The organism is Paenibacillus harenae DSM 16969, from assembly GCF_000422465.1.
GTDB lineage: Bacteria > Bacillota > Bacilli > Paenibacillales > Paenibacillaceae > Pristimantibacillus > Pristimantibacillus harenae.
In genome coordinates, this window is the sequence record NZ_AULV01000015.1 from 238,753 (window position 1) to 251,476 (window position 12,724).

Here is a 12,724-nt window from a genome sequence, read left to right on the forward strand (position 1 = left end):
TGCAATCTCTATTGAATATCTTCCATAGATTCTTTACTATCTTCTCTTCTGTGAGCTTCCAGCTGACTGCTCTTGCTTTCGGCGAATTGCTGAAGCTGGTCCAGCGCCGCTTGCGGGGTAAGGTGCTCGTATAGGACAGCGTCTCCCAGCTTGCGGGCATAATCCAGCACAGCCTGCCAGGAGGGCTCCTTCACCGGATAAAAATTCGCTTTGCTTAATGCTTCCAGGTCGCTCTTCATGACTTCATCCTGCTCTGACAAATGAGCGCCTACCGTCATAGTAGCCGGGAGAAACCCTTCTTTTTTAATCATTTCTTCATAGGCCCGATCGTCATAGAGGAAGTCGAGAAACTTGGACAACGCTTCTTGGTTTGTGTGATCCGTCTTGAAGGAAACAAGCACGTCATGCACGCCGAAGGTTATGGGAGGCATACCGTCCTTCACGGGTATCGGGCCCTTCCCCCATTGAAGCTCCGGAAACTCCTTAGGGACGACGGAAGAGAAATAATTGCCGGATATCATCATGGCAAGCCGTCCCCCGCCCAATATCCGCTGCTTCTCGTCGCGAGTCGTGACGGTTGGCTCCGGGTCGGTCAAGCCTTTATCAAACAGCTCTTTAAGAAAAGAGACTCCTTCCCTATTGGCCGGTGAATTAATATTCCACTTCCCGTCTTTTATCCACTCTCCGCCCGCGCCGAAAAAAACATAAGACAAAGACGCCTGCGTCTCATTATCCGTCAGGTCAACCCCGAACCCTTCCGCCGTTCCGAGCGCTTTGATTTTGCGTGCGGCCCGCTCCAGCTCGGACCATGTTGCCGGAGGGGAGGCAATACCCGCCTTCCGGAACAGCTCCTTGTTATAATATAAATTTCTCGTGGTGGCTACGTATGGGAGGGCATACTGTACCCCGTTCATCTGATCCATCTCCACTAAATTCGGGTACAGCTTACCCGCAAGCTCGGGAGAGATAATCTCCCCCAAATCATTAAGCAAGCCATCCTGCGCATAATGGGCATACACATTGGTGTTCAGAAGATCGGGAGGCTGATTCTTGCTAATCATCGACGTATAGATCCCATCGAGAATATCCCAGTTGGCTACTTGCAGCTCAACATCGATTAAAGGGTTTTTCCGTCCAAACTCTTTAACAAGCTTTTCGAGCAGCGGCTTCGTTTCCGTACTATATTCGGCGGCGACAAAGCGGATTAATGCCCGCTCCTCCTTCGGAGCCGCAACAGGCTCCGAACCCGTTTCCATACACGAAGAGAGAACGAGCGCGATAAGTAGAAAGACGACGGATGGCACCACAAGAGGCTGCAATCGGCGAGATTTTCGCTGCATAGGTTATCTTATCCTTCCAAGAGGAGTCTACTTGCTATTGATAAACGGGAACAGCAGCTTCTGATTCTCGGTTGTATACATATTTTCTTTCGTAATCACATTTGACTCCATATAGGTAATCGGATTGGTTTTGTCGCCCTCTATGAGCTTTAACGCCGTTTTCACTCCGAGGTAGCCCATATTGAAGGGCTTCTGCACAATGGATGCTTTTATAATGCCGGCCTCCAGCAATTGAACCTCGTCGCCGGTGCTGTCAAAGGCGATTAGACGTATATCGTCCGCTCTGTTCTGTTCCTTCAACACCCTGGCCACGCCCAACGAGGCAGATTCATTTAGCGTGATGAACGTATTAATGGGGGAGCCGCTTGTGATCAGCTGCTTGGCGATCAGATAAGCCCGATCCTCGGATTGATCAGCATAATAGATTCCCATCAAGCTATCCTTGTAGTCGGCAAGAGCGAGCTGCATGCCTACCAGCCTTTCCTCGGAAACGGCTGAATTCTCGTTATCGCTAATCAAAGCCAGGACGGGATGACCGTTTGTTTCCTTAATGGAGGTTTGGCCCGCCAGCCGTCCTGCTTCGAAGTGATTGCTGGAGACGACTACGGGAGAAGGCTGCATATTCGGCGATGAATGAATAACGACTAATTTAATGCCTGCTTCACGCGCTTTCGCCAGAACGGCCGGCATCCGGTCATCCTTGATGGGGGCTATAACAATAGCATGCGGCTTTCGTTCGATCGCCGCTTCCAATATTTGAATTTGGGCATCTGCACCCTCTTCGGAAAGAGGACCTTCCACGCTTACATTCAGCCCCATCTCTTTGGCCGCCGCTTCCGCTCCCTTATGGACAGCCTGCCAGAAGTCAAGTTGGACGTTTAAGGTCTCAAGAATAACCGTCACCCTTCTTTCCCCGTGGCTGACGCCGGAGAAAAACTTGAAATTAAATACAGCATATACAGCAAGGACAATAATGGCCAGGACCAGCCAAAGGGTATATCGATGCTTCCGCATTTGCTTTCGCCCCTTAATCGAGTTTGGGAATCACGATCGTAATACAGGTACCTTCTCCGATTTCGCTGCGAATTTGGATACCGTATTCGTAACCAAAATAGAGTTTGATCCGCTCATCGACGTTGCGGATGCCGATGCCTTGATCACGATTATCTTCCTCATTGCTGAAGAGGAGCCGTCCCTGCTGCTCCGGCGTCATGCCATGTCCGTTATCCTCAACTTCAAATACGATCTGATCCCCCGATGCTCTCCCTCGAATCGTTATCCGTCCGTCTTCTATGCCGTACATATTGCGAATACCGTGGTAAATCGCATTTTCGACAAAGGGTTGAAGCAGTATCTTCAGAGTCTTATAGCCGAGAATAGATTCATCAATATCGATTTCATAACGAAGCTCCTCGTTATAACGCATTTTTTGTATAAGCAAATAATTCGTAATATGCTCCAGTTCCACCCGAATCGGCACCAGCTCTTGATCCTTCGTGATGCTTGCGCGGAATAGCTTGGCCAGGGCGGCAGTCATCAGAACGACCTCTTCATGCTGCTTCTGCTCGGCCATCCAAACGATGGAATCAAGCGTATTATACAGAAAATGGGGATTGATTTGCGCTTGAAGCAGCAGAAGCTCGCTCTTTCGCTTGTTCTCCTGGTTCCGGATCGTCTCCTCCATCAAAAATTTGGTTCTGCTGACCATTAAATTAAACGACCGGCCCAGCTGTCCAATTTCGTTCATTTGACCGATTTTGGTCTGAATATCGAAATTCCCTTTCTCCACCTGCTTCATATCCGACTGCAAGACCTTAATCGGCTTCGATAACCGGTGGGACAGCCCGATGGAGATCAGCAAGGAAATCGCTAAACCGAATAAAGAATAAAAAATAATCGAATTGCGCAAATCGTCTTTACTGGTAATCAGATCGTCCGTATAGGCGACGCCGGCGATTCTCCATCCGAAGTTCGTATCCTGGACGGAATAGATGCGCTTGCCGTCTCCTTGGTTAACGACGAATGATTGACCATTTGAAACCTGAAGAACCTCCTTAATCCGTTCGGTCCTTAATTTACTTTCGATCAGCTGCTGCTGAGGGTGATATACGAGGTTTCCCTCGTTGTCAACGATAAAGAGGTAGCCTTTTTGGCCAAGATTAATGTTGCTGCAAATATCGTTTATGACACTGAGGTTCAGGTCCACAAGGAGTACGCCTTCGGCCGTTATGCCATCCGTGCTCTTAAGCTCCCGGCTCAAGGACACTACCCAGCGGTATTCATTCTCGATTAAATTCTGCACGTGAGGCGCGGAAATGACCGATTTGCCGCCCGCTGCCTTTGCCATCTGGTACCATGCTTGATCCTGCAGCCGCGTGTTCGGATTTAAGCTTGTAATTCTTCGGTCGGATACAAATCTGCCGTTATACCCGTATACCATAATGGACGCGATGTCCTTGCGGGTGTACAAGATCGCCTGGAATAAGTCGGAAATCCGTTTCTCGTACGTACGCCGATTCTCTTCGCTAATGAAGCTGTTGTCGGACAGATAATACTTGACGTCCTTGTTTGTTAAAGCGAGCAGCGAGATATTTTCCATGTTATCCACATAGGATTGGATGTTCAAATTAACCTGCTTTATAATCTCTTCAATGTATCCTTTCGAGTTCCTCTCGACGGCAGCGACGGATACCTGATAGCTTACCAGACTTGTTAATACGATTGCTGCCAATATTAATAGGGAAAATGCCAAGGAGATGTGGGATTGAATGCTTTTTAGCGGGAATAAAGGAAAGAAACGGTCTTTCAGCATGTTAGTCCCCGCTCTCCTTTATTTGTTTATCCCGATAATCCTTCGGTGCGGCTCCCGTGTGCTTCTTGAATAAAATACTGAAATAATTCGGGTCCTTGTAACCGACCAGATCGGCGATTTCATACAATTTCAACGTTGTGTTATGAAGCAATTCCTTCGCCTTGGCGATTCGTACGCCGGTCAAATATTCGACAAAGGTCTCTCCCGTATGCTGCTTGAATATAAGGCTGAAATAGCTTGTACTCATCAGAACGTGACGGCATAAGTCCTGCAGCGACATCTTCTCATTCGCATAGTTCATATGAATATATTCTACCGCCCGATGAATTTGCATGTTCGTCAAATAGTTGCGGTTATCCCTAATGATAGAGATGACGGAGCTTACCACTTCCTTTAACCAAACCTCGATATCATCCAGCGTCTTGAATCTGGACACATTCATCAGCTGTATTTGATGATCGAAGGTTGGCTCCCGCTCATGTATAGTCAGCTCCTGAATAGAGTTCATCAGAGATAAAACGACTTTCTGCATTTGCAGCATGCACGCCTCTACCGGAACCAATGCGTTCTTTAGCTCCGCTACTCCCGTCTCGATCAGCTCGTTCGCCTCTTGAATGGCTCCTGTTTTCACGGCTGCGGCCAGCTTGCGGTCTAAGTCCAAGCTCAGCGGCATGGATATCGAAGGTTTGCCTTCGATATCCATAATATGGAGTACCCGGTTTTTCCCTAATAGAAAGCGGTAATCCAGAACAGACAACGCGCTCCTGTAGGAAACCGGAAGCTGTTCGGCATTCATGCAGGTTCTGCCGATTCCGACCGTAACCGTGAACTTCAAATACTTCTCGATATGATAGCGCACTTCCTCTGCAAGAGAAAGTACCCGTTCATACATGAGACTCTCGTTTTCTTGTCCGAAAACAATCGCGACCATCCGTTCCTCACGGGTACGAAACGTAAGCACATGATCCCGTTCAAGCGTCTCCTGAAAAATATCAAATGCGGCAAACCTCAAAAACTCGGCATCAAGCTCGTAGAAAGGAAGATCCCGCTCTCCGAAATCGTCGATATCCGCTACCATGACCAAATACAGGGGCGATACGGGCGGAAGGCTGAAATACGCGAATCGCTCTTCGATTTCCGCTTTGCTGAGCCCTACCGCGACCAGACGTTCAAGGAACCGCTCCTTGAGCAGCGGAAGACTTTGCTCCAATTGATGATTTAACCTGCCGAGATCCTCGCGGCGCTGCATCTCTTCGTCCATCTCCGATTTAATCCGGCCCAGCAGAAGACGTATTTCCTGCGCCGTGACCGGCTTTAAGACAAAATCGGATATCTTAAGCCGAATCGCCTGCTGGGCATATTCGAATTCGTCAAACCCCGTTAATATAATCATCTTGATATACGGAAACTGCGCAGAGATCAATCCGGCTAACTCTAATCCATCCATAAACGGCATGCTAATATCCGAGATAACCAGCTCCGGCCTGTCTAACTCTACCGCATCCCAAGCTTCCCGGCCATTTGCGTAAGAGCCAATCAATTCAAAGCCATGCTCATTCCAATTAATCGTATTTTTTAATCCGTTCCGGACTACCGCTTCATCGTCGACAATGATCACTTTGTACATCGAAGCCTCTCCAGTCTGTTGGAATCAGGATACGCATGAAAACAATATACAGCCATTATGCATGAGAATATGTCTGCTTACAATTGCCCTGTTAGGCGCATTGAAAAAACCCGACCTGATAGGGCCGGGTTCCAATAACGCAACGGGATTGAAAGCTGCAAACCAGAGCGCGGTTTGCATTCGGTTTTGTAAGCTCAAGTTCAATTTTTTCAATTCGGTCCAGCCCGTTTTTGACCGTGTCTGCGATAACGAGAGCATCCTTTTTGTCGCTCCGGTAATTTTTTCAATGAGTTGATTTTGTGCATATATTATTGGATTAGTGAGTATTTTCTTTATTAAAAATGCGCTCACTAATCATTCGAAGAAACGAAGCCCATTGTTGCTGGAATTCGGGTTCTTCCAAAGTATGTCCTGTGATCATACGAGTTACATTGCTATATAGCAGGGGATAAATTGTGAGACTAGAGAGCATTAAGGTAATTAACGCTGGATCCAACTCTTCGGGAACCAGCCCCATCTCCTGTTTGGATTTCATATCTTCGTTATAAGATTGCAAGATCTTCTTTCTCATTTCTTCCCCGTTTACATTTTCAGGAATTATATCGATGGCTTCCCAAGCCGTAAACTTTAAAAACTCCCTCAAGTTTTCGAGATTGACTTTAAGTCGAAATTCTGCAATATGCACAGGATTAGCCGGTAATGTAAGATGTCCGGTTGGTAGCGATGTAAGAAATTCGTGAATCGTCTCATTTATAAGTTGATCTTTTCCTTTAAAGTAATGATAGATTAGTTGCTTATTGACCTCGGCTCGTTTCGCGATCGATTCAATTCTAGCACCCGTGTATCCTTTCTCGAAAAACTCTTCCTTGGCTGCTTGGAGTATCGCTTTCCGAGTACGTTCAGCATTGCGTATTTCACCCATTTCGGTTGACCTCCAGTACCTTCATTAACTATATCGTAGCGATTTTAGTGTTTAAAGTCAATTTTAATTAGATCGGTTGGAAAGTATTACTTTACAAAATGTAAGTTAAACTGTATTTTTATTTTCGAGACCAAGAATTGGCAGCTTAAAAAGGGGATTGTTGGGAATCTGTCGATTTTGTTTTCTCATTCTTGTGAAAAACAATATTAAAAAAAAAAGGAGTTTTGAAAATGAGAAAAGTAAAAGTATCTATGTATTTGACATTGGATGGCGTTATGGAGAATCCCGCTTGGACAGCGCCCTACTTCAATGAAGAGGTTGGGGAATTTCAAAAGGATTTGTTATTCTCTAGCGATACTCTTTTATTGTCTTGATCTACGGCAGTGGCGATCTTATTCATACGTTAATGGAGCACGATCTCATCGATGAATATCATTTCATGATCCAACCAGTTGTACATGGAAGCGGAAAGCGTCTATTCAAAGATGGGAGCTATACAAAAGCTTTAAAGCTTGTTAAAGTACAAACGACCTCTACCGGTGTATCCATCCTTTCCTATCAACCGGAGAAAACGAACTAAATTGCAATTAAAGCGGCAGCCTAGGACTATTCTCTTGACCAAAGGCTGCCGTATTAGCGTAATAAAGTCTATTGCTTCTCCCAATCGGCGGAGTGCTTCCGAACCAGTTGAAGAAACATTTTAAAAGCGGCAGATTGCCACTTGTTTTTATGAAAGGCCAGTAAGGTAAACAATGAATTTCCGTTCTCCCAAACCGCTCCGGCCAACTTCCCTTCTTTCATTTCCGCTGCAATTGAAAAAGATGGCAATATTGAAAGACCTAGTCCGCACATCACACTTTGTTTAATCGCCTCGATGCTCCAAAACTCTAAAGACGTTTTCGGAGCGACATCGTGTTCTTGTAAATAGGAGTCAAACAGCTTCCGATAACTGCATCCTTGTTGAGTCGATAAAAATGTTGAGTTCGAAATGGCTTCCAGCATTCTAGGCCATAGATAGGAATGCAAATGTGGAGGGGCAATTAGAACCATAGGTTCGTGGGCCAGTTTTTCTACATATAAATCAGGCTCAGCCCAATCTTTGTCCAACAAAAAAACTATGTCATATTCACCTGTACGCAGCAGCCTCAATGCTTCGGCATTGGAATAGGATGGTTTCAAAATGAGCTGTACTTGAGGATATAAATGGACGAATTCCTTTATAATTGGCGGTAATCGGTACACGGTTAAAGATTCAGGCGCAGCAATAGTTAGGATGCCGGCGGGGATATGACTTGCAGCAGGTATATTTTTTGCATTCGCGTATAATTTCAGCATCTCAATGGCGAAGGGCATAAATTGCTCGCCGGTTTGAGTAAGAACCACTTTTTTTCCTAGCCGGTCAAATAATGGGGCTCCTACCTCTTCTTCAAGCGCATGAATGTGCGTAGTCATTGTGGATTGAGCGTATCCGAGATTCTCTGCCGCTTTTGTAAAGCCGCCTAAATCTGATATGGCCTTAAAAGTAACAAGATGCCGAAGCTCCATTTCAATTCGCCCCCTGAGTATAAGCTCTTTCCCTCTTATGTAATCATAAAAATCGATCGTTTCCATTTCAACTATCAATTTCACTAATTTCATTTCCATAGCTATACTGTAAACATCGCTGCAGCGCAACGTTACATGAATCTGCGATAAGAAGGAGCAGGGTGGTAGTGAACAAATCATGGAGAATCGTTATGGCAATAGCGACAACATTGCTACTATGGGCATCCGCATTTGTAGGAATAAGGGCGGGGCTGGAAGCGTACTCTCCGATTCATTTGTCGTTGCTGAGATACGCAACCGCTTCCGTTGTTCTGCTTTTGTATTTCTATAAAGGAAAATCCCGGCTTCCTGACAAGCATGATCTGCCTAGAATCATGCTAACAGGTTTTGTCGGAATTACAGTGTATAACTTTGCATTAAATTTTGGAGAGGTAAGTGTTACAGCCGGAGCAGCCAGTTTTATTGTGAACACGGTTCCTATATTCACATCCATACTAGCCGTTTTGATTTTGAAGGAAAGGCTGACATACTGGGGATGGAGCGCTATTATACTCAGCTTTATCGGGGTCGCCATCATATCCCTGGACGATATTCGAAGCTTGCAGCTAAGTAAAGGGGTACTGCTGCTTCTGATTGCTGCGCTTTCTCAAGCAACATATTTTATATTACAGAAACCGTTGCTTCAAAAATATCGCCCCATCGAGGCAACTACCTACGCAATACTAGCAGGAACCGTTTGTATGTTACCATTTTCTCAACATTTTTTTGAAGGGATTCACAATGCGCCGATTGCAAAAACAATGGTCGTTATCTATTTAGGCATCTTTCCAGGTGCGCTCGCCTACTTATCATGGTCGTTTGCTCTATCAAAAGTGCAAGCTTCCTTTGTATCGAGTTTTCTTTTCCTCGTACCGTTATTGACTTTGGGTATTGCCTGGATTTGGCTATCCGAAATTCCAACGTTTTACACTTGGGTTGGCGGGGCATTGATTTTTGCAGGTGTTGTCTGCATGAATACGTTGGGAAAGCATAAGGCAATTCCGGAGCAAAGAAAAGATAAGAAGCAAGAACAATTGATGTTAACTGATGAACTTTAGCTTGGGGACAAAATCGTGCTCGCGTGTGCACCAAAACCACCGTGAGGTCGGCGTATATGGCTAGAAATGCCTGCGGCTTCTTAGGATACCCTCAAATATTCTTCTCATCATTAAACTCAACACAAAAAGGCTGCATTTCAGGTCTTAAACAATACTCTATTCTTTGTCTGAAATCTTTCCATTCAACTTTTTTTAGTGCTTCTTCAATCGGAAAGTAGCCTGAATCCAAGCTTTCTGATGTTTGTATTAATTCTCCACCTATTGGCTTTGCTAAAAATAGGGCGTTACAAATTGAATTTCCTACGTTCTGAAATATTCCGCAGAAATTGATAATTTCTATGTCTATTCCTGATTCTTCTTTTGTTTCTCTTATTGCAGCATGACTTAAGGACTCTCCTTCTTCTACTTGACCACCAGGCATTTCCCAGCCTCTTCTTGGTCCTTTGATAAGTAATAATTCGTTTTTGTCATTTATTACAATTGCAGCTGCCGAAACGATATGCTTTGGTGGATTCATCGCTTTACTCTCCTTAAAAAGATTAATAAATATTTATGCTCTAATCCCGTTGAACTAACCATTAACGGAGTGCTCTGGCTTTTACCCTTGCATGTGGATACGGCCGGGCAGCTCCTGCGCATCCAGCTCGCGCATAGATAGCTTCGCCCCGATGGATCGGAAGCTGCCGATAACGTCCTCATAGCCGCGCTCGATGTGCTCGACGCCTGTAATACACGTGCTGCCCTCGGCCGCTAAACCGGCCAGCAGCAGGCAGGTGCCGGCACGCACATCCGTAGCATGTACCCAGCCGCCCTGCAGCGGAAGTCCGCCGCGTATAACAGCGCTTTCATTTCGCAACTCGATCTCTGCGCCGAGCCGCCGCAGCTGCGGCACGTGAGCGAACCGCTTTGGAAAGACGCGGTCGGTAATGATACTCATGCCCTTGGCCTGCAGCAGAAGCGCGGTCATCGGCTGCTGTAAATCGGTGGCGAAGCCCGGATACATGCCTGCGTGAACCCGCGTTGCCTTCAGCGAGCCCGTACCGTAAGCCGTAATGTGGCTCTCGCCGCATTCCACATGCATCCCTACCTCCTCCAGCTTGGCGAGGCAGGCGCCAAGATGCTCAGGGACGACGTCCATGACGGTAACCTGACCCCCGCGGATCCCGGCTGCCATCAGAAAAGCCCCGGCGATCAGCCGGTCCGGAATCACTGCGTGCGTACCCCCGTTTAAATAAGAGACGCCTTCAATGCGGATACGTTCCGTTCCCGCCCCGTAAATCCGCGCGCCGAGCCGGTTCAGGAAGGTTGCCGTATCGACCACCTCCGGATCAACAGCCGCGTTGTGCAGCTGCGTCCGCCCTTTGGCCCGCACAGCCGCCAGCATCGCATTAATCGTCGCACCGGAGGTAATGATGTCGAAATAAATTTCCGCGCCCTTCAGCTCGGCGGCCTCGACTACATAATAATTTTTGAAGATATGAACCTGAGCTCCGAGCGCTTGAAACACCTTGATATGCTGATCGATCGGCCTTGAAACGAAATCGTCGCCTCCCGGGAATCCGATCGTGACTCTACCGAATTTGGATATCAGCGCGCCTGCAAAATAATAAGACGCCCTGTAGCTCGACGCCATACCCGGGTCGATCACGGCGCTGTGAATCCAGCGTGGGTCGATGACGACTTGTCCTCCTTCCTGTCTCAGCTCTATGCCGATATCCCGGCTGATCTCTGCAATGATACGGACATCGTCTATGCGCGGGAGGCCCTCCAGCGTTACGATATCGTCCGCCAGACAAGCGGCGGCAAGAAGGGCAAGGGAGCTGTTCTTCGCTCCCGGTATATGTACCTTTCCGTTCAGCGGGCCTGAATACTCCGCCTGTATATATTTCATGAAGTTATTCTCACTTTCGTTATGACGATTTCAATTCCGATTCGAGCACATAGCCGTTGCCGCGCACTGCGCTAATAATAAAGTTGTCTTTGCCGTATTTTTTGCGCACCCGGTAGACCAGGGCGTTCAATTCGTCGAGTGTTACATCCGGGACGCCTTCCACTCCCGGCGACCGTTCCGGCCATACTCTGGATTTGATTTCCTCGAGCGGAACGAGCCGGTTCGCATTCTCATGCAACACGCGAATCAGCAAATATTCTTTTTCGGACATCGGGATCCGCTTGCCTTCCACCACACATTCCCTTTTCTCCCAATGAATCGTCAGCGGCAGTTCCGGGACTTCCAGCTGCCTGGTGATGCTGAGCGGTTCGATTTCAAGGGTTTGATCGGCAAACATATAAGAAAAGTGGAGGACGCTCATCCCATTGGCGAGCTTAATGATGTCAAAATTGTTCAGGGGATAGGGGCTGTGCGGCGTTAGCCGTACGCCGTTGATCTCCGTTCCGTGGCGGCTCCCCAAATCGAACAGCACCGCCTTGTCCCGCTCCTTGCGGATAACGAAATGCTGCCGGGAAATAAAAGCGTTCGTAAAGGCCAAATCCGGAGTCAACTGATTGGATACCCGGCCGACCAGCGTTTCATCCGCGCTCAGATTCACGCAGCTTCCCGATCGGTAGGGCTCACCGCGAAAGACGTATAAGCATGCAAAGTTCTCCAGTTTCGTCCCCTCCGTTTGAGATGGCAGGCTGCCACCGGTATTGGGAAATCACTTCACTATTGATCGTAACCTAAACCGATAGTGAATAAAACCCCTTTATACTGACGGCCCGCTCACATTTCAGTAACAATTGTGCAACCGCCTTTTTGGACACATCTTTACCTAGTCCATGTACTTTCAACTCTCTTGTTCTGATAATCGTGTATATAAACAAGTTTTTCATCATCAACCAAATATACCGTTAACGTCAAATAGCCCCCACCATGCGGTCATGATGAGGGCTATTTGACGCTTATCAACTTTTATTAACTACCTGTTAGGATTGCATAAGAAGTTGCTTATTTTAGTTGAATGACCTCAAACATGTTTCCATCCAAATCGTAGAAATTCATAAAATAAGCAAAGCCGCCATCAGATATTTCGCTGACTTCAATTTGTTGTTCCTTAAAATATTCATATAGTTTTTGTACATTCTTGGTATGGAAGCCTATCGTGCTGCTTCTTCCAAGATCGGCGCTGACAAACCAATTCGGATTGTTTCCTGCCTTGTTTAATATCAGTGTTGGCAGACCCGTCGGAATTGGTGTCGGCGGCATCAGTACAGTAAGGTTTTCATTCATGAAATCCTGCTTAAACCCAAAATGCTTTTCGTACCATGCGACAGACCGATTCAGATCAGAGACAGATAATTGAATGAAATCAATTCTTTCCAAAAGATTTTCCGCAATCACAATGTTCTCGCTCAACTTCGAGACCTCCTGTCCTTGGTTTG

Annotated in this window: 11 protein-coding genes and 1 pseudogene; 2 read left to right on the plus strand and 10 right to left on the minus strand. The window is 46.8% G+C overall.

Annotated features, from left to right (window positions below; translation table 11 throughout):
• Positions 1–8: 8 nt before the first annotated feature.
• From H581_RS0103910 to H581_RS0103930, 5 genes are all read right to left on the minus strand, one after another.
• Complete coding sequence (locus H581_RS0103910; protein WP_028608884.1) at positions 9–1,340, minus strand: extracellular solute-binding protein; 1,332 nt, start codon at positions 1,338–1,340, stop codon at positions 9–11.
• Between the two features lie 27 nt (positions 1,341–1,367).
• The gene (locus H581_RS0103915) at positions 1,368–2,354 is read right to left on the minus strand and encodes a substrate-binding domain-containing protein (RefSeq protein ID WP_028608885.1); all 987 of its coding nucleotides are present in this window, start codon (positions 2,352–2,354) and stop codon (positions 1,368–1,370) included.
• A gap of 13 nt (positions 2,355–2,367) precedes the next feature.
• The gene (locus H581_RS0103920) at positions 2,368–4,152 is read right to left on the minus strand and encodes a cache domain-containing sensor histidine kinase (RefSeq protein WP_036717587.1); all 1,785 of its coding nucleotides are present in this window, start codon (positions 4,150–4,152) and stop codon (positions 2,368–2,370) included.
• Between the two features lies 1 nt (position 4,153).
• Entirely contained in the window at positions 4,154–5,779 is a 1,626-nt protein-coding gene (locus H581_RS0103925; protein ID WP_028608887.1) for a response regulator, read from the minus strand.
• Positions 5,780–6,095: 316 nt separating this feature from the next.
• Positions 6,096–6,701 carry a TetR/AcrR family transcriptional regulator gene (locus tag H581_RS0103930; protein WP_028608888.1) on the minus strand — a complete coding sequence of 202 codons (606 nt, stop codon included), beginning with the start codon at positions 6,699–6,701 and terminating at the stop codon, positions 6,096–6,098.
• A gap of 230 nt (positions 6,702–6,931) precedes the next feature.
• Between H581_RS0103930 and H581_RS36895 the strand changes: the two are divergent.
• Positions 6,932–7,281: pseudogene (locus tag H581_RS36895) on the plus strand (dihydrofolate reductase family protein).
• A 68-nt stretch (positions 7,282–7,349) separates the two neighbouring features.
• On the opposite strand, the gene H581_RS0103940 reads toward H581_RS36895, so the two are convergent.
• The gene (locus H581_RS0103940; protein ID WP_245599898.1) at positions 7,350–8,345 is read right to left on the minus strand and encodes a LysR family transcriptional regulator; all 996 of its coding nucleotides are present in this window, start codon (positions 8,343–8,345) and stop codon (positions 7,350–7,352) included.
• Between the two features lie 68 nt (positions 8,346–8,413).
• Between H581_RS0103940 and H581_RS32940 the strand changes: the two genes are divergently transcribed.
• Positions 8,414–9,343, plus strand: coding sequence for a DMT family transporter (locus H581_RS32940; RefSeq protein WP_211231443.1), 930 nt, complete (start codon positions 8,414–8,416; stop codon positions 9,341–9,343).
• A gap of 91 nt (positions 9,344–9,434) precedes the next feature.
• On the opposite strand, the gene H581_RS0103950 is transcribed toward H581_RS32940, so the two are convergent.
• The 4 genes from H581_RS0103950 to H581_RS0103965 form a co-directional block, all read right to left on the minus strand.
• The gene (locus tag H581_RS0103950) at positions 9,435–9,860 is read right to left on the minus strand and encodes an NUDIX hydrolase (protein WP_028608890.1); all 426 of its coding nucleotides are present in this window, start codon (positions 9,858–9,860) and stop codon (positions 9,435–9,437) included.
• Between the two features lie 81 nt (positions 9,861–9,941).
• Positions 9,942–11,234 (minus strand): UDP-N-acetylglucosamine 1-carboxyvinyltransferase, encoded by a 1,293-nt coding sequence (murA, locus tag H581_RS0103955; RefSeq protein ID WP_028608891.1) that lies wholly within the window; start codon positions 11,232–11,234, stop codon positions 9,942–9,944.
• Between the two features lie 19 nt (positions 11,235–11,253).
• Positions 11,254–11,892 carry an FHA domain-containing protein gene (locus H581_RS0103960; protein ID WP_245599899.1) on the minus strand — a complete coding sequence of 213 codons (639 nt, stop codon included), beginning with the start codon at positions 11,890–11,892 and terminating at the stop codon, positions 11,254–11,256.
• 398 nt (positions 11,893–12,290) lie between these two features.
• Positions 12,291–12,698, minus strand: a complete 408-nt coding sequence (locus tag H581_RS0103965) for a VOC family protein (RefSeq protein ID WP_028608893.1) — start codon at positions 12,696–12,698, stop codon at positions 12,291–12,293.
• Between the last annotated feature and the right edge of the window lie 26 nt (positions 12,699–12,724).